12 protein-coding genes are annotated in these 17,131 nt (G+C 72.1%); 6 read left to right on the forward strand and 6 right to left on the reverse strand.

Features of this window, described 5'->3' with window-relative positions; all coding sequences use genetic code 11:
• Positions 1 to 2: 2 nt before the first annotated feature.
• Entirely contained in the window at positions 3 to 2,987 is a 2,985-nt protein-coding gene (locus tag HLK59_RS15275; RefSeq protein ID WP_171141967.1) for a hypothetical protein, read from the forward strand.
• A gap of 167 nt (positions 2,988 to 3,154) precedes the next feature.
• Here the strand turns inward: HLK59_RS15275 and HLK59_RS15280 are convergent, their stop codons facing one another.
• Complete coding sequence (locus tag HLK59_RS15280) at positions 3,155 to 5,260, reverse strand: NACHT domain-containing protein (protein ID WP_171141968.1); 2,106 nt, start codon at positions 5,258 to 5,260, stop codon at positions 3,155 to 3,157.
• Positions 5,261 to 5,445: 185 nt separating this feature from the next.
• On the opposite strand from HLK59_RS15280, the gene HLK59_RS15285 reads away from it, so the two are divergent.
• Positions 5,446 to 6,321: a DUF3592 domain-containing protein gene (locus HLK59_RS15285; protein WP_171141969.1), complete on the forward strand. Its 876-nt coding sequence runs from the start codon at positions 5,446 to 5,448 to the stop codon at positions 6,319 to 6,321.
• Here HLK59_RS15285 and HLK59_RS51000 read toward each other — a convergent pair.
• Genes HLK59_RS51000 through HLK59_RS15300 form a run of 4 tightly spaced genes read right to left on the reverse strand, consistent with a single transcriptional unit; the run spans position 6,314 to position 11,861 of the window.
• A complete protein-coding gene (locus HLK59_RS51000) occupies positions 6,314 to 7,564 on the reverse strand; it encodes a CHAT domain-containing protein (RefSeq protein ID WP_346779733.1) in 1,251 nt (416 codons plus the stop codon). The two genes, HLK59_RS15285 and HLK59_RS51000, sit on opposite strands and share 8 nt — an antisense overlap.
• 17 nt (positions 7,565 to 7,581) lie before the next feature.
• Positions 7,582 to 9,234 carry a hypothetical protein gene (locus tag HLK59_RS51005; RefSeq protein WP_240982424.1) on the reverse strand — a complete coding sequence of 551 codons (1,653 nt, stop codon included), beginning with the start codon at positions 9,232 to 9,234 and terminating at the stop codon, positions 7,582 to 7,584.
• Between the two features lie 3 nt (positions 9,235 to 9,237).
• Positions 9,238 to 10,461 (reverse strand): hypothetical protein, encoded by a 1,224-nt coding sequence (locus HLK59_RS15295; protein WP_171141970.1) that lies wholly within the window; start codon positions 10,459 to 10,461, stop codon positions 9,238 to 9,240.
• Complete coding sequence (locus HLK59_RS15300) at positions 10,461 to 11,861, reverse strand: hypothetical protein (RefSeq protein ID WP_171141971.1); 1,401 nt, start codon at positions 11,859 to 11,861, stop codon at positions 10,461 to 10,463. Before HLK59_RS15300 ends, HLK59_RS15295 begins: the two co-directional genes overlap by 1 nt.
• Positions 11,862 to 11,973: 112 nt before the next feature.
• Here HLK59_RS15300 and HLK59_RS15305 point away from each other — a divergent pair, with 112 nt between their 5' ends.
• The 4 genes from HLK59_RS15305 (at position 11,974) to HLK59_RS15320 (ending at position 15,013) form a co-directional block, all read left to right on the forward strand.
• On the forward strand, positions 11,974 to 12,399 hold the full coding sequence (locus tag HLK59_RS15305; protein ID WP_171141972.1) for a hypothetical protein: 426 nt from the start codon (positions 11,974 to 11,976) through the stop codon (positions 12,397 to 12,399).
• 43 nt (positions 12,400 to 12,442) lie between these two features.
• Positions 12,443 to 12,928 carry a hypothetical protein gene (locus HLK59_RS15310; protein ID WP_171141973.1) on the forward strand — a complete coding sequence of 162 codons (486 nt, stop codon included), beginning with the start codon at positions 12,443 to 12,445 and terminating at the stop codon, positions 12,926 to 12,928.
• A gap of 343 nt (positions 12,929 to 13,271) precedes the next feature.
• On the forward strand, positions 13,272 to 14,048 hold the full coding sequence (locus HLK59_RS15315; protein ID WP_171141974.1) for a hypothetical protein: 777 nt from the start codon (positions 13,272 to 13,274) through the stop codon (positions 14,046 to 14,048).
• 170 nt (positions 14,049 to 14,218) lie between these two features.
• Positions 14,219 to 15,013 carry a hypothetical protein gene (locus HLK59_RS15320; protein WP_171141975.1) on the forward strand — a complete coding sequence of 265 codons (795 nt, stop codon included), beginning with the start codon at positions 14,219 to 14,221 and terminating at the stop codon, positions 15,011 to 15,013.
• Positions 15,014 to 15,038: 25 nt separating this feature from the next.
• On the opposite strand, the gene HLK59_RS15325 is transcribed toward HLK59_RS15320, so the two are convergent.
• The gene (locus tag HLK59_RS15325) at positions 15,039 to 16,778 is read right to left on the reverse strand and encodes a serine/threonine protein kinase (protein WP_171141976.1); all 1,740 of its coding nucleotides are present in this window, start codon (positions 16,776 to 16,778) and stop codon (positions 15,039 to 15,041) included.
• Positions 16,779 to 17,131 lie beyond the last annotated feature (353 nt).

The raw sequence follows: 17,131 nt of genomic DNA on the forward strand, positions 1-17,131 counted from the left end.
CGATGCCGACCGCCCCCCTTCCCCAGAACACGGACGAACTGTTCCAGGCGCTCCAGGAGAACGACCGGCGCCCCTACGGCCGCACCCGCACCGTCACCGCCGAGGAACTCGTCGACGCCGCCGAGCAGTTCGCGGAGTCCGGCCCGCTCGTCCACGCCCTCCTCGAACTCCAGGAGGCGTACACCTACGGCTCCGAACCCCGGAAGTCACCCGTCGTCTTCGCACGGCTGCTCACCCTCTTCGACGAGCAGCCCGACGTCTTCGACGAGCGCCTGCGCCACCAGCTGTTCTGGCGTTTCAAGTGGGTGGCCCACGCCCTGCGCCAGCTCCCCGAGATACCCCTGACCAGCCTGCGCCAGTGGCTGACGGAGATGCGCGACCGGTACGAGAAGGCCGACCTCGGCCTCCAGCCCTACTACGGCCAGGCGTACCAGCTCGCCGCCCATGTCGGCGAGGACATCGCCCTCGCCCACGAGTTGTGGGCGGGCCGCACCCGCACCCGGCTCAGCGACTGCGAGGCCTGCGAGATCTGCCAGCGCGCCCGCTACCACCTCAGGGCGGGCGACGACGAGCGGGCCCTGCGCGCCTGGGAGCCCGTCCTGGCCGGGAAGGAGTCCTGCAAGGAGGAGCCGGCCCGCTCCGCCTCGTACGCACTGCTCCCCCTGCTGCGCACCGGCGACGCCGACCGGGCCCGCGAACTGCACCTCGTCGGCTACCGCGCCTGCCGCCGCAACCCCTCGATGTCCGAGGAGGTCGGCCGGCACCTGGAGTTCTGCGCGCTCACCGGCAACGAGGCACGGGGCCTGGAACTCCTCGCCGAGAACCGCAACCTGTTCGACGAGGTCGACTCGCCGCTGGACCAGTTCGGCTTCCTCACCGGCGTGGAGGTCCTCCTCCAGCGCGTCGAACTCCTCGGCCACGGCGAACTCCCCACCGTCGGATACGCGGGCCGCACCTGGACGGTGTCCGGTCTGCGCGCCGAGGTCCGCAAGCGCGCCGACGACCTCGCCGCCCGCTTCGACACCCGCAACGGAACCACGGCCCACGCCGACCGCCGCAGGGCCCGCCTCGACCGGGCCCCGCTCCTGGACGCGCTGGAACTGACCCTGCGCCCCCGCAGCCTCGACGACGCGGCCCCGGCCGCCCCGGTCACCACACCCGTCGCCCCGACGGCCACCGCGGTCCCCGACGCGCTGCCCGAACTCATCCTCAAGGCACGAGCGGCGGAGCAGGAGGGGCACCCGGACGCACAGGTCTGCTGGGCGCGGCTGCGTACGCTCTCTGCCGCCCGCGACTACACCCACCCCGACGCCCCGGCCGTCGGCCCGCTCGTACGGCTGCGCGCCGACCTGCTGGCCGACGAGGCGAACCGGGCGGGCGAGAAGGACGAGTACGCCGACTCCGCCGCCCTCCACGAGGAGGCCGCGGCCCTGTACGACGACGCCGGACTGCCGGGCCACGCGGCACTCGCCCGGGCCTGCGCTCTGCTGGCTGCCGCCGAAATCCCTGCGGAGAGCGCCGACGGGTCCGAGGCGGAAGGCGCCGACGGAACCGATGCGGAAGGTGCCGACGGTGCCGAGGCGAAGGCCGCCGTACTGACCGCCACGCATGCGTCCATCGTCCGCCTCCACGAGGAGACGCCCGAACTCGCCCCGTACCAGGAAGCCCGTCTGCTGCGGCTGCGGGCGACCGCGCTCGCCCTGCGCGTGCAGACGTCGGGCAGCGAGAAGCATGTCGCGCCGGTCTTCGCGGAGGTGGACGCGTTGCACGCGTTCGCCACCCGGCACGACCTCGACGGGCAGATCTCCGGCGCCCTGCTGCTGCGGGCCAGCACCCACGCGATCTCCGGCAGCATGCCCACCGCGGTCACCGAGATCGACGCGCTCCTCGACCGGTTGCGGACGCGGGGCCCCGCCTGGCACCTGCCCCGCACGCTCGGCCTGCGCGCCCGGTTCCAGTTCGGCCTCCAGGACGCGCAGGCCGCGCACGCGGACCTGTCCGAGGCCCTGCGGCTGGCCGCCGACTGGCCCGCCGAGACGGTCGGCACCGCCCGCCTCCACGGCGATGCGGCCCAGGCCTGCGTGTACCTGGGCCGCCCCGACGAGGCACTGCGGCATCTGACGCGCTCCGCGGAGCTGGAACTTCGCCGCGGCAGCCGGACGGACGCGTTCTGCACGTACAGCAACGCGGCCCAGCTCAGCCTCGACCTCGGCCGCGTGGAGGACTGCATCGCGCTGCTCGACTCCCTGCTGGCCGAACCGGACGTCACCGGGGGAGAGCTGAACGACCGGATCGTCGCTCAGCTGCGTCTGACCCGCGCCCGCGCGCTGCACACGGGGGAGGACCTCAAGGCCGCCACGGCCGAGTTCGTCACCCTGTGCGCCGAGTCGGCCGGCTGGGACGACGACCCGGGGAGCCACGCCATGATCGCCGCGGAGACCGCCGTACTCCTCGGTGAGTCCGGCGAGTTCGAGCGGGCTCGCGACGTCGCGGACCAGGCACTCGCCGCGCATGCCAGAACCCCGCGCTTCGAGCACCTCAGCAACTCCCTGCGCGAACTCGCCCGCCTCCAGGCCCAGCAGCAGGGCCCCGACGGTCTGACCGGCGCGCTCGCCTTCCTCACCGACGCGGGCCGCGTCGCCGACGAGGCGCGAGCCGCCGGGTACGAGGCCCAGGGCCGCTCCCTGGACACCGCCCTGGCCTACGAACACGGCCGGGTCAACGCCTACACCGGCGAGTACGAGGACGCCCTGACCGCCCTGGACAAGGCCCTCGCCCTGCTCGGCGAACCGGGACGGGACGACGACGCCGGCGAATGGGCCGAGTGCGTCCGCCTCGCGGCCGCGGTGGAGGGCCTCTACCAGGAACGCCCCGCCCCCGCCCTCACCCGCCTCGACTCAGCCATCACCCACCTCACCGCCCTGGGCCACACCGAGGAGACCGAGTCGCTGGCCTCGTTGGCGGCCCGGTTGCGCGACGAGGGCTGACGAGGGGTGACGAGAGGGGCGCCTGCCCGGGATCTTCCCTGGCAAGGCGCCCTTGTTCGGTTGTCTGGAAGCAGCCCGGCCCTCGCGTCGCTCACCGCGTGGGCGAGGGCCGCACCCGAACTCGGCGACCGCATCTGCCCTGAAGTCGGAGATCCGGCATGCTCCCGTCACCCGTCACGGTTGCTGAGATGGTGTTGCAAGGTGAGGTGGCGAAACTGGTAGACGGCGCCGACGCGACGCAGGATCCCACGCCGCTCGTGAGCGTCGACCAGGAACGCCATCAGACGCCAGGGGACGCGTCCTTGGGCCGCCAGCAGGAGGCGGGCGGTGACGAATCGCCACCACAGCGCTCCGCCCGTGGCGACGAAGGCGCCGAACGCCACGCCGGCGAGAGCACCCAGTCCCGGATGGGTGCCGAATCCGACGACGCAGCCGAGGGTGAGTCCGAAGACCAGCCACAGGCCCAGGAACACGTTGCGGTCGGTCGACAGCAGGTCGCCAGGGCTGACCGGATCAGAGGCATAGGGAATGTGGGCGCTCAGCCCACCTGCGACCCCTCCGACCAAGCCGGCACCGATGGCGGTGGTCGCACCGCTTTCCAGCCCGAACGGCAGACCAAGTGCGAGGCCGATCACGAAACCGCCTCCGGCTCCGATGGCCACGAAGGGATTGGGCAGCCAGCCGATGCCGGAGTTGGGCCCTGTCCTTTCATGGACAGGCGTGAAGAGGAGCCCGGTCGCGGTGGCCATGCAGACGAGGACTCCCGCTGTCAGACCCACGCCGGCACCCAGGGCCGGCCGCCCCATGATCAGACCCGCGAGCAGACCTGCGGTCGAGCCGGTGAACAGTCCACCCAGGCCGAAGGCGATCAGCAGACGGTAGGCGGAGAAGGCTGCGGACAGCTGCCACCAGGCCAGATGAGGGGTGCCGCCCAAGGAGTTGCTCATGTGCCGGGCCAGGAAGATCAGACACCGCTCGGCCTGTTGGGGACTCCAAGGGCACGGACGGGAGGGGTGGGGACGGTAGGCCGCAGGGATGAACGCGCGGTACAGATGGTGCTCCAAGACGTCCCGCGAGTCGAACTCGGCGTCGACGAGTTGGTCGGGATGGGCGGCCGCGCCGATCGACTCCCCGGGGCGCGGGTTGTAGATGGCACGGGCCATGAAGAGTCCGAGCGGTGTGCTCAGAACCTGCGCGACGGGCGAATCCGGGTCGCGCAGCGCGTCCACGACACGAGCCCACCGATCGGCGCCATGGGCGTCCCGGCCTCCGGCGTCGTGGCGCAGATATGTGACCGCCATGTCGGCATCCACGGGCCGGAGTTGGATCGCGGCGGCTCCGTCCAGCCGCACGCGGACCGCGCCTTGCGCGGGCGCGACCGCGTGACGGAATTCGGCGGTGCGACTGGTCAGAACAAGTGGCTCCCTGGCGTTGAACACCTTGTTGATCGAGTGCAGTGCGTGGTGCCGGAGAGCGTCGGGCAGTTCATCCAGGCCGTCGAACAGCGGTAGAACGAGGCGCCGTTCCACCAAGGCGCGGGCCAGCGAGTGGTTCCGTCGGCCGGGTGCGAGGCCGTTGCCGGGGACGGGGGCTCTGAGACCAGGATAGTCCTGGATCAGTTGGTCGGTCATCCAGGTGTGCAGATCCTGACGCAGCGGGTCGAAGGAAGCCAGGGCGAACAGGACGGGTACCGCACCGTCAGGATTGCGGTGCGCCGGGTCGAGCAGCGCGAGGAGCAGCCGGACCAGGAGCATGGTCTTGCCGGAGCCCGGCTCGCCCAGGACGGCCAAGCGCCGTGTAGGGACACGGTGGAGGAACACATCCTGGATGTCGTTTCCGGCACCGCCGAGTTCCTCCGGCCCGTCGGCCCACCGCTCGGCGCTGTTCGACGGGCTGCCTACACCCTGCCGCGCGGCCTCCCGGAGCACGTCCCATTCCACCGTCACGGCGGGGTCGGCAGCGGACCAGGCGACCGGCAGCGGGTAGGGGTAATTGAGCCGCCACACCTCTGCCTCCGCTTCCCACTGGCGCCGTATCACCACCGCCAACGCCTCGGCCGCATCCGCCAGCGCCTCACCGGTGCCTGTCACACCCTGCCGGAGTCGGAAGGCCGTGACAAGGAGCGGCGGTAACCCCAGCAGCGCGGCGGCCACTCCGATCACCTTGCCCATGTCGTCGAGGCGATCGACACCCCACGCGTACAGGACCGTCGTCACCACCAGCAGTGCCGCGACGGCATAGAACCGTGCCCACCACCCTGTCCCGCCAGCCACGTCAAAGCCCCCCGCTCATCGACTACTTCGGAGATCAGCCGATCTTGCACGCCAAGACAGCCATACGCGAGAAGGAACAGTCAACGGGGACAGAGTTCTTGCCAGGTCGCTGTTGATGCGTCGGCTCGCATGACCCGGACCGAACCTGGGATCGGTAGGAGTCGCTGCGGCGAGAGCCTCGCCGCATGGACCTGCAGAAGATGCTCGGGTTGTGGTGGACGGTGCCCGCTGGGCTGGCGTTGGTGGGTTATGTGTGTTCGCTGGCCGGGCTGACCCGGCCGCAGCGGGCGGTGTGGGTGACGGCTCGGGTCGTGGAGGTGCATCCGCCGGGACACGGTGAGTCGGGGAACCACGGGATACCGGTGACGATCGTGTACCAGGACCCGGGCACCGGGCGGGAGTTCAGACTGCGGCACGAGAACAAGCGTGGCGACCGGGTGCTGGTGGCCTGGGTGGGACAGGAGTTCCCGGTCCGGTTTCCGCGACGGCGGCCGGAGCGGTTCTATCTCATGCTGGACAGCGAGGGGCGGACCTCCGGTACCGGCGGGCCGAACTGCATGGTGTTCCTGCTGGTGTTGGGACTGGTCGTCCAGTCGTTCTTCGCGTGGGGCTGGCAGTGGGGGCTGATCTGCGTCGGTGGCCTGCTGCTCCTCGTCGTCGCGCTGAGCCGGGACGGCGAGCTCGCGCGCTCCCGCGCCGCCCAACTGGCCGCGGGCGTCACCGTGCAGGGCCGCGTGGTCGCCGTCACCAGGGACGTCCACTCCGACGCCGAAGGCGGCGAGACCGTCAGCCACGCCTCCGTCGTCGCCTTCACCACCCACGAGGGCGTCGAGGTCACCGCGTTGTGCACGCAGGGCATCCGGAACATCGCCAGGTCCCTCGGCCGGGACATCCCCCTGCGTTACGCGCCCGCCGACCCGTCCCTCCTCACCGCCGACCCCGACCACGAACGCCGTGAGCGCACGTCGCAGATCCGGTTCGTCGTCTCCCTGCTGGCCGCGGGGACCGCCGCGATCGGGGTGGGCGTGTACTGCCTCCACCACCCCTGGCCCCTCACCTGACGATGCAGGTCAGGGCCGCCCAGAGGAGTGGCGAGTGCTCGATCCGGCCGTCTGCGCGCCACCGGTCGAGCCGCTGTCGCTGCCAGGCGCCGAGATGACCGACCGGGTCGTGGTCCTCGTGGGCCGCGTCCACGGCGACCACGGCCTCCGTGAGCGGCCGTACCGACTCCGGCAGACCGGCCAGACGGTGGAAGGCGAAGCTCGTGGGGAGCACCCAGCGGGTGGCGGTGACCAGCTGAGCGCCGTTGTGGATCATCGCCGTCGCCAGGCCGAAGGACTCCGCGAAGCGGAGATCGCCACCGCTCTCGCACGCGATCAGCGCGACGCGCGGCGGCGCGGGCCAGAGCTGTGCGCCCGGCACACCGTCCGCGCGCAGTGGGAGCGTGCCCAGGAGAAGGTCCTTGGCGGACAACGGGCGGTGCGTGCGCACCAGTTCGGTCATCCCCGTGGTCTCCGGGCCGCAGCACAGATGAAGGGTGACGTCCTCGCTCTGCCCGCCCTCGACGGGGGCGCCGCTGACATGCCCGACGTACATCAGACGGCGGGCACCCTTGCGCAGCGCCTCGCCCAGCCGGTCGCGGTCGAGGTCGGTGCGGCGGAACGCCTCGACGGGAGTGGCGACGGACGGTACGACGGTGCCCGCGTCGAGCCTGCGCTGTACGAGGGACAGCAGCGCCGGGTCCGAGCCGGGCTGGCCCAGGACCGAGCCGAGCGGGGAGTCGGCGCGGAAGCCGGGGACACGGGGGTCCAGGACGAGGACCACGGCGTCCGAGTCCGAGTCCGGGTCCTGATCGGGCGGGGTGGTGGCTGCCCGTCGTAGCGAGGCCGGTGCCGTCGTGGCGATGTCCACCAGGTCGATCAGCCGTATGCCGCTGTCGTCGCCGTCCACTGCCAGCAGCTCCCACGGGACCTGGGCGACCCGGGGCGACGGCTGGAGCCGCATCAGCGGACGGCCCAGCCGGGCGGACACCTGGCGGATCTGGTCGGTCAGGCCCGGCGGCCACAGCACCTCGGCCAGCATGCGGGAGAGGCGGCGCTCGTCCTCGTACGTGGCCAGCGCGCCGGACTCGAACGCGCGCCGCATGCCTTCCGCGCCGCCGCCCGGCAGCTCGGCGGCCAGCGCCCGCATCGCCTCGTCCACGTCCGGCCCCGGCGCGTACCCGGTGCCGAAGCCCTGCGCCCCACGGGCCCATGTCCAGGTCATGTGCAGGTCACCGGCGTCGGCGAGGCGGACCTGGACCACCGGACGGTTCGGGTCGGTCAGATCGTCGGCGGACAGAACGGCACCTCTTCCTCGCTCACGATCCGCCGGTGATAGCGGAACTCGGCTGCCTGGACGTACTCCTGGAGCGCGGTACGGCCGCCCGCCTCCGCCGACATCACGATCTTCGGCGGCGGCGCGACCCGCAGGCCGACGGAGGCGGCGGCCTCGGCCGCGATGCCGCCCAGCGCCAGGGGAGCGCCGCCATCAGGGGCGTAGTCGGGGGCGTACGTCTTCATGGCGGCATCCGGGAAGACGGTCGCCTTGCTTGCGGTGGACGTACGGCTCAGCGCCAGGGAGGCGCCCGCGCACCGGTGTTCCACCAGCTCGAAGATCAGCCCCTGGTCGTTGCTGCGGAGAGCCAGCCGGAATACCAACTGCATTGCCTCGTCGGCCAGTTGGAGCCACTGGCTGCGGGCGTGGGCGGTGGCGAAGTCGTAGCGGGCCGCCTCCAGCGTCAGTGCGGCGGGCAGCGCGAGGGAGAGCGCGTTGGCGATCGAGGCGCGTTCGTGGACGCCGTGGTCGGTCCGGTTCAGGTTGTCCTCAAGGGTTCGCGCGAGCATCAGGTCCACCTGGGCGCACCGCTCGTACACCCCGCGCTCCTGGTACACGTCCCGCGCGCCCTGCGCGAGCCGCTTCATCTCCTCGATGTCGCCCCGTTCGTACGCGTGCCGGGCGCCCAACAGCATGGTGTCGGCCGCGGCGACCGCGGCACCGACCTGCTGGAACCGGGCCAGGCTGGACGCCGTCAGAGCGGCGGCGCCGACCGCGTCCCCGCGGTGCGCGGCGATGGCGGCACGGGCCTGTTCGCAGACCGCCAAGTCCTCGGCCTGGCCCTGCCGTTCGAAGATCTCGGCGGCCTCCGCGTACAACTCCTCCGCGCGGTCGAGATCACCGGCCTGCAACGCCGCGTACGCCCGGTGGGAGAGCACCTGTTGGCGCCCCGCGTGATGGCCCAGCGCCAGATAGGCCTCCTCCGCGCGGGCGAAATAGTCCTCCGCCTGCTCGAACCGTACGGTCGAGGCGCAGACGACCCCCAGACAGTCCAGCAGATACGGCCCGGCCGGCGGCGCGTCGGTCAGCAGGGCCGAGGCCAGTTCCTCCGCCGCGCCCCACGCGCTGCGGTCCATCAGCAGATGCACCCGGCTCAGGCCGACCTCGGCGGTGCGCAGCCCCTCGGGGTCGTCGAACTCCGACAACAGGCCCGTCGCCTCGTCCATCACCTCCTGCGCCTCGTCGAACTGCCCGGTTCTGCGCAGCAGTTCGACCCTGGCCAGCAGTGTCTTCAGCAGGACCTCCAGCCACAGCCGGCGGCCGTTCGGTCCCATCGGCACGGACGCGATACCCCGCACCAGATCGAGGGACCGCCCGATGGACAGGGCCGCCCCGGGCAGATCCGTGGCTGCGAGCTGAACCGTCCCGATGTCGGAGAGCAGATGCCCGCGCAGCAGTTGTACGTCGGGGGAGTCCTCGAAGGACTCGGCCACGGTGAGCAGTTCGGCGTAGACGGCCAGTGCTGCCGGGAGGTCCGGGGTGAGTTGATGCTGTTCGGCGAGTGCGAAGCCGCTGTCGAAGGGCTCGCCGTAGCTGAGTCCCGTCGCCTGCTCTTCCTGTTCCGCCGTGTCCTGCGGGTCCTCCGGCTCTTCCGGCATGGGCTAGAAGTCCTCCTCCATGGCAGCGGCAGCCGCGATCTCGGCGAGGAACGGCTCCAGGTGTGCGGCCTCGCCGTCGTGCGGTGCCGCCGCGACGCCGAGCCGGTGCCGGGCCAGGGCCCGCACCGCCTCACGTGCCGCACGGTCATCGGCGGCCGGTCCCGGGTCGAACCCCGGCAGCAGGACGCCGACTTCGATGCCCGGTGTCGTCGAGGCGGGGATGTCCAGGTCCGCCCGGCCGGCCCACACGTCGTCCCGCCTGGCCAGCGGAACGCGGGTCGGCGGGCCGCTGTCCACGTGGACCTCCGCCGCGAGATGCACCCCGCTGGCAGGGGCCGCTATGTCGGCGACGACCTCGACCTCGATCCGTCGCCCGGCGCCGAGCGCGTACGCGGTCCAGGACACGGCCTCCTCGGCCGCGTCGACGAAGCCGGGAGGATAGCGGCACCAGTCGTTGGTCCCCGAACCCCGGGCGACCACGCGGCCGGTCACGGTGTGGCGATCACCTGCCGCGAGGGCGAACTCCTTGTGCCGTACGAAGAGTTCGGCGAGGTCGAGCGGCGTGGCGGTCGGCTTGTGGTCCTGTTCCAGGGTCGACCGGAGGTGCCGTAGCGCCTCCCCGTCCAGCCCGGCGTTGTCGGCCGCGTCGTCGATCAGCCGTAGGACACGGTCCAGTTGGCGAGGCGGGGCCGCCGACCGCCGCCAGCGGATCAGCGGGGCGAGCGCGGCCAGGTGCTCCTCCAGCAGATCGGCACCCTCCGACTCGCCTGATTCATCTGACTCGTCGAGGAGTTGCTGGCATTCGTGGGTCAGCGCGGCCAACTCAAGACCCAGCACGTCCGGTTCGAGCGCGGGAATCCCGTCCAGGTACGACGTCGGCCACCAGCGGGCCGCCCAGTGCCCGAGGGCGAGGCGGGCGGCGCTCTCGGCGAGGGCGGTCGGCCGCTCGGGCAGCGTCAGTTCGGCGGCCGGCGTTCCCGACGCGACGGAGACGGCGTCGACGGCGGCGGCCGTGCGCTCGCCGTAGACCGCCCACAGCCACTGCTGGGCCTGCCCCACGTCGTGGATCTCCGCTGTGGGCAGAGCTGTCGGTCCGAGGACGGGCCAGGTCAGGACGGCGCCCGCGACTTCGAGAACGGACCGGGTGAAGACGGGCCCGGTGGAGGGTCCCGCGAGGCGGATGGTGCCGTCCTCGGCTCGGGTGAGGGCACAGCGCCGTTCGGGCATCACGCGCTCCTCCGCTCGACAGCGGGTTCGACAGCGGGCTCGGCGGTGGACTCGATGGTCGCCGACAGGGTGCGCAGTGCCGTACGGACTCGTGCGCGGTGGTCCATCATCACCGAGCGGGCGACGCCGTCGAGCACGCCCCAGGCCGATGCCGCGTCGGGCAGTGCCGCGTCGCGGACGTCGCGCCCGTGCAGCCGTACCCAGAGACGCCGCATGTACGCGGCCCATGGGGTGCGCAGGTCCTGGGCGAGGGCGTTCAGCACACCGCCGTCCGGGTCGGGGTAGGGGGAGACGGTCATCCTGCGGGCTCGCAGGACCGAAGCCTCCCGCTGCCAGCGGCTGTTGACGATGCGGTGGGCCGCCGTCGACCCCGCCACGGAGGCCCCGGCGCCCAGTGGATCGAGGCCCAGCGGATCGAGGCCCACCGCTAGTCGGCCGCCGAGCACGACGGTGACGCGCAGGCTTTCGTCGTAGAGGCCCAGTGGGGCGCAGCTGCGGTCGACCTCCCGTCGGACGAGCTCCGGCACGGTCGGCAGCTGCTCGCGGTGGGTCGACGCCTGGAGCACGGTGAAGAGCCGTTCGAAGAGCGTGCGGTCGAACGGCGCGGGGAGGGTGGCGGTCGAGGCGCTCCGGCCGACCTCGGGGCGTGGGGGCACGCGGTGCGCGGTCAGTCCGAGGTGCGGGGGTACGTCGGCGCGGTCCCAGACGTCGGTCGGGTGCGCCGCCCACAGGGCTCGCCCGAGCAGGCTGCCGTGCCCGGCCCGGACCATGGCGGCGAAGGCCGGCGAATCGGCCCCCGCCGCACCGCAGGCGTCGAGAACCTCGGCTGCCAGGCCCGTGTCGGCGGCGCCCGGTACCGCTTCGCGTCCGTCCCATGCCACTGCCAGCTCGGCGTCGAGCCGAGCGTGCTGGCCGGCGTCCGCCAGATGCTCCTTCAGCGCCTCCACCGTCCGTCCGCCGGAAGCGTCCACGACGTCTTCGAGAACCGCCCTCGCCACCGCGTCCGCGCCGGGCCCCGGCGCCCCGTGCTCGGTCGCCAGCTCGAAGCACCGCTGGAAATACAGGTCCTGGGGGTTGCCCGCCACGATCCCCAGCGCCCGGCGGGTCCTCTTCAGCAGCGTGAACCACTGTGCCGTCGCTTCCAGAACCGCACCGGACTCCCGTATCAGGGAGTCGAGTTGCTCCGCATGCTTCGCGTCGAGGAAGTCGGCGCCGAGCTCCGGACGCAGCGCGGGCCGGACGAGCAGCGGCAGCACGATCAGCTTGACCGTCCGGGTCAGCGGCGCGCCACCGGGCCCGCTCAGCGCCTGGGGGCCCGGCCCGAGGCCGCGCCAAGCCCTGTCGATGACCATGGCGCGCGGACGGCGCTCGCCGGTCGACGGCTGGTTCGGGGACGGCATGGGCAGAGCGTACGTCCTGGGGGAACTGGTGGTCGAACCTGGGATCGGTAGGCGCCGCCCGCCTCCTAACGTCCACACCACCAGGCAGAACGGACCGGAAGGCAGGCACGGCATGGGAATCTTCGGCAAGGGCAAGAGCCGCGAGGAGAAGGCCGCGAAGATCGCGGAGCAGATGGCCGGAGGGAAGGGTTTCTACGGCCGTATGACGCGCGCGACGCTCGGCAGCGAGGACTACGCCAAGCTCCAGCAGACGCTCGGCGCGTACAACTCCGGTGCCACGGTGCGACAGCTGCTCGCCACGGGCGTACCGACGATCCCCGCGGTCGTGGTGTCGATCAGCGACACCGGCAAGATGGTCAACTACGACCCGGTCGTCGACCTGGTCCTCCAGCTGACCGGGGTCACCGCCGACCCGGTCATGCTCCAGACCATCGTCTCGAAGCTGCGCATCCCCCGCGCCGGTGACCAGGTGCTGCTGATCGCGGACCCGGGCAACCCCGGCGGTTACCTCTACGCGGGAGACGGAGCGACGGCGTGACGACACCGCGGTATGCGGCGTCGGCGAATGGCGCGGCTCCGACGTGAGCGACGGGTCGGGCGACGGGGAGGGCGACGGGGAGAGCGGCCCGGCGCCGACGCAGGTGTCGAAGGTCGGCCCCTGGGCAGCCGCCTGGATGTACCTCTTTCTCGTGGCGCTCGGCCTGTTGGGACCGTTCCTGATGGTCCTCGGCGTCTTCGCCGGCCAGGGCGTGGTGGTCACCGGCATGGTGTGCACGGTGGTCCTCGTTCCCCTGGGCTTCGTCGTGGGGATCACCGTCGCCGCCGAACGCAGGCACAACCGGCGGCTCGACGCCGTCGGGGTTCCGGCGACCGCCGAGATCACCGAGCTGACCGAATGGGACACCGGGGACGACGGCGGTGCCGTGGTCGTCCTGCGGGTCAGCGGGCCGGGAGTCCGCACGTTCGAGGCCACCTGGAAGCGCTCGCAGCATCCCGCCCTGCGGGTGGGCCTCCGCCTCGACGCCGTGGTCGACCCTTCCGGGAACCTGTTCCGTGTCGTGCTGTGACCGATCCGCACGGGGCTCGGGCGTCGGCGTGGCGCGGGGAGCCGGGGCAGACGTCGACCACTGATGTCGCCGTTCGTGACAGGGGATCGTGCTCTTTCCGGTCCAGCACCTGAATTGTCTCGTACTGCACATACTGCGCGAACCAGTGAACCTGTTCCCGGTGGAGTGTCGTCGGCAGCGATGCGTCGGATCCTCGCGTGGGGAGGCCGCGACCTCCCGCTGCTGAGGTCTACGGGAAACCACGTAGACGCTACGGGACTTGGGGACGCGGCGCTGCAATCGCGTTTCTGCGGGGCGATGATCTCCGTGGCGGAGAAGCCGCGAAGTACGCAAGGGGGTGGGCATGTCGGACGCGAGCGAGGGGCGGTCGGGTCGACACCGTGTCGTCCTGGTGGTGTTCCGCATGACCATGGTGGTCGTGATCGTGCTGTTCGCCTGGCGGACGTACGAGGAGATGGCCATCGCCGACGCCCGTGCCTCGGGCAACCTGGAACCGGCGGACGCCGTCGTCGTGAACCGGACGGAAGAACACGGGAAGACGCATGGCGGCACAGGCCAGGACCGCACTGCCGACTGGGTCTACTGGGACAGGGTCACGCTCGAACTGCGGGTGAACGGCAAGTTGCAGTCGGTGGAAGGCGGTGACGTGCATGACGTTGGCGACCATGTCCAGGTCGACCTGTGGCACGGGCACGTCATCCAGCTGGACGGGTACTACGTGTGGCGAGGGTGGCACAGCGGCCTCGGAGGCAACGTCCTCATCGTGTTCTACCCCCTGGCCATGGGCTACCTGATCTCCCTGGCGGTGGCGGCGCGCGTCCGGATGGCGCGCAGGGGCGGCGGAGATGTGCCCGACCCGGGCGACTTCGCCTTCGTCTTCGAGACTCTGTTCGGCATCGTCGTCGGAGCTTTCACGATCGTCCCGCTGGCCCTGGTCCCCGCCGCCCTCGGCGCCGACCATCCCCGGTTCTGGCCGCTCATCCCGGTGGCCACCGGCACCACGGCCGCCCTGTTCTTCGTACGCCGGACGCTCCGGCACCGGCAGAGCGCGGACGCCTGCACCGGAGCCGGAGCCGGAGCCGGAGACACCGACGCCGAGGGCGCGCCCGCTCAGCACTGAGCGCGCATCGAGGAATCGATCATGTTCGAGCAATGAGGACGGGGGCCAAGGGGATGGCGGAAAGGTACGGGCCGTATCGGGAGCCACGGCCGCGGCCCGGTCCGCAGTCGGCCGCTCCCGCGTCCGGCGGGAGGTGGTCGCACCTGGCGACCGGGGCGGAGCTGGCCTTCATGGCGCAGTTCGTCGTCGCGGGAGCGGTGTTCCTGGCCACCGCCGGCATGCGCGACGACCACGGCATCGGCCTCGTCGGTCGGGCTCTCGCCATGGCCCCACGGTTGCTCCTCCTCGTGGCCTTCGCCGGATGCCTGCACTGGCTGTTGTTCACCCTGCCCGCGATGGCGCTGGCCCGGCTCCTGGCGGACCCGCCGGGGGCGGCGTCGCGGGCGGTGCTCGGGGCCGCCGCGGTCACCGCGGCCCACATGGCGTGGGCCGTCTCCGTGTGGGACGTCCCGGTCGGGTGGACGGTGGCCTGGATCGCGGGTACCGGGGTGCTCCCGGTGACGGCGGCCTGGTACGCGCATCGCCGGTCGCTCGGGTGGGGCGCGATGGCGACCCGGATCGGCGCTGTCACCGGAGCCGCGCTGCTTGTCACCGCGGTCGGCGGGTTCCTCCTGGAGTGGACCGGCTGGCACAGGTACGAGCCGCCCCGACTCGACCGGCGCCGGTATGTCGGGGAGTGGGTCGGCGCCGGTGGCGCGTACTCGCTGCGGCTGGGCGAGAACGGCGAGGCCGAAGGCCAGAACCTGCCGCTGGTCGACGCGTACGCCACGCAGTGGGAAACGTGCGCGGGCACCGGGACGTGGGCGTTCGTGCCGCAGCGGCCGCGTGACCGGATCGTGCTCACGATCCCGGGCTGCGGTGCCCTCCGCGACTGGCAGCCGACCGGCTCGGCCGACCGGCCACAACTGTTCGCCGTCAGAGGGGACCCGGGCAGCCCCTCGGTCATCACCCTGTACCGCCCCTGATGCGATGCGCACTCCGGCCGGGGCGTTACCGTGCGACCTGGATCCAGACCTGATTGGCCTTGGCCGTGCAGCCGTACAAGGCCACCTGGGTGCCGTCGGCGGTCTCCTGTCCGATGACGTTCAGGCAGTCGCCGGTCTCGTCGTTGCGGATCTGGCCGCTGGACACCGGCGTCCAGTGTTGCAGTCCGTCGCCCGTGTATTCGGCGGCGGTCTTGACCACGCGGCTCCCCGCCGTCGCGGTCAGATACCCGTGTGTTCCCTTCAGCGCGCCGTTCGAGTCGAGCGACCAGGTCTGTGCGGAACCGCCCGTGCATGTTCTGATCGCCGCGCTGTAGAGGTTCGCCGTCAGGCATCTGCCGGACTGCTTGCCTCGTAGAGCGAAGGACGACACGACTGTCGCGGCGCCGGTCGATGTCGCCGTCGGGGTCGAGGCGGGGGAGCCGGGGGCGTTCGGTGACGCGGCCACTTCCTCGGCCCCGGCGGCCCCGGAAGCGTCGGAGGAGCTGCCGGCGTCCGTGGCGCCGGAGGTCCCGCCCGCACCCCCCGTGGTCCCGGCGCCGTTCGTCGAGCCGGGGCTCGCGGCAGAAGTCTGCCCGGGACTTCCGCTCGTCCCCGGCACGACGGCTGTCGCGGTGACCGTCGCGCCGGCTCCGACGCCGTCCGCCGCCCGGGCACTGCCGTTCTCGTCCGACGAGAGGGCCAGGTACGAAGCCGCGGCGATCAGCATCACGGCGACCGCGGCGGCTCCCACGACCAGCCCCGCGCGCCATGGACCGCGACGGGACGTCGGCGTCACCAGCCGGGCGGTGGGCGGCAGGCCATCGGGCTCGCCGCCGGCGCGTGCGTCCCGCACCAGGGGCGTCGCCGCGGAGGGACCGGGTTCCCGCACGGTCGCGGATTCCCGCACGGTCGGCGCGACCGGTCGCGAGGGTTCGTCGACCACCGCGGTGAGCAGGGCATCCAACTCGGCCACGTCCGGCCGGTCCTGAGGGTCCGCCACGAGCAACCGTGCCAGCACCGGGGCCAGGGGGCCCGCGTGCACCGGCGCGGGCACCGGATCTCCGAGCACGGCGGCGAGCGTGGCCAGGCTCGTGCCACGCCGCATCGGACTGGTCCCCTCCACACTGACGTAGAGGGTCATGCCGAGTGACCAGAGGTCGGACGCCGGGGAGTCGACGGCCCCGCGGATCCGCTCAGGGGCCATGAACTCGGGCGAGCCGACCATTTCACCGGTGTGGGTCAGCCGGCTGGATCCGGGCAGGCTCGCGATGCCGAAGTCGGTGAGGACCGCCGTCGTGTGCCCGGGACCCTCCCGCAACAGGATGTTCGCCGGCTTGATGTCACGGTGGTGGACACCGGCGGCGTGGGCGGCGCGCAGTGCGGCCAGCATGTCGCGGCCGATGCGGGCCGCCGTCCTGGGGTCCAGGGGGCCCTTGTCGAGCCGGTCCTGAAGGGACAGGCCCGGCACGAACTCCATCACCAGCCATGGATACGGGTCCTGGTCGACGACGTGATGGATCGCCACCACGTTGGGGTGCCGCAGCCGGGCGAGCGCACGGCCCTCACGCAGCACGCGCTCGTGCTGCACCCGCCTGGTGTCGGGCTCCGCTCCGGTCGCGCCGGGTTCGGCGAAACGGACCTCCTTGAGAGCGACATCGCGTTCCAGGACGGTGTCGCGCGCCCGCCACACCGTGCCCATGCCCCCGGATCCGAGCCGTTCCAGCAGCTCGAATCGCCCGTCGATGATCCGCCGTGCGCCGTTCATGTGTGTTCTGTACCTCGTCGGTCTACCGGTTGATGCCCCGGGCGGGGGCGGCGGTCGGCACGCGTGGGCGTTCTGCCCTACGACGGTCTCGGCGATCCCCGGGTGACTCGCCCGGCTCGCCGAACGGTACGGAGCGATCGGGGCGGGCACATCAGTGGAACCACGTAGACAGGCGAGGTCCTTGCCCGGCTCCTCCGGGCCGTCGAGGCATCAGACGTCGGCCGAGCCGAGCAGCATGCCCGTTTGCCGTGCCGTACGCGTTTGCCTAAGCTCCCTGGAAGATCACAGGCTGGGGAGGCGGAGCGGTGGAACCGCGGGACGGCGGGCCGGGGGACGTGCGGGGCGCCGTGGGG

It is taken from the genome of Streptomyces sp. S3(2020), from assembly GCF_013044505.1.
Lineage (GTDB): Bacteria > Actinomycetota > Actinomycetes > Streptomycetales > Streptomycetaceae > Streptomyces.

What these genes read in the sequence shown, in the direction of transcription:
- HLK59_RS15285 (WP_171141969.1), top strand. Translation starts at nt 5,446, where the DNA reads ATGGACCTGCAGAAGATGCTCGGGTTGTGGTGGACGGTGCCCGCTGGG.
- HLK59_RS15325 (WP_171141976.1), bottom strand. Translation starts at nt 16,778, where the DNA reads ATGAACGGCGCACGGCGGATCATCGACGGGCGATTCGAGCTGCTGGAA.
- HLK59_RS15300 (WP_171141971.1), bottom strand. Translation starts at nt 11,861, where the DNA reads ATGCCGTCCCCGAACCAGCCGTCGACCGGCGAGCGCCGTCCGCGCGCC.
- HLK59_RS15305 (WP_171141972.1), top strand. Translation starts at nt 11,974, where the DNA reads ATGGGAATCTTCGGCAAGGGCAAGAGCCGCGAGGAGAAGGCCGCGAAG.
- HLK59_RS15315 (WP_171141974.1), top strand. Translation starts at nt 13,272, where the DNA reads ATGTCGGACGCGAGCGAGGGGCGGTCGGGTCGACACCGTGTCGTCCTG.
- HLK59_RS15275 (WP_171141967.1), top strand. Translation starts at nt 3, where the DNA reads ATGCCGACCGCCCCCCTTCCCCAGAACACGGACGAACTGTTCCAGGCG.
- HLK59_RS15320 (WP_171141975.1), top strand. Translation starts at nt 14,219, where the DNA reads ATGGCGCAGTTCGTCGTCGCGGGAGCGGTGTTCCTGGCCACCGCCGGC.
- HLK59_RS15295 (WP_171141970.1), bottom strand. Translation starts at nt 10,461, where the DNA reads ATGCCCGAACGGCGCTGTGCCCTCACCCGAGCCGAGGACGGCACCATC.
- HLK59_RS51005 (WP_240982424.1), bottom strand. Translation starts at nt 9,234, where the DNA reads ATGCCGGAAGAGCCGGAGGACCCGCAGGACACGGCGGAACAGGAAGAG.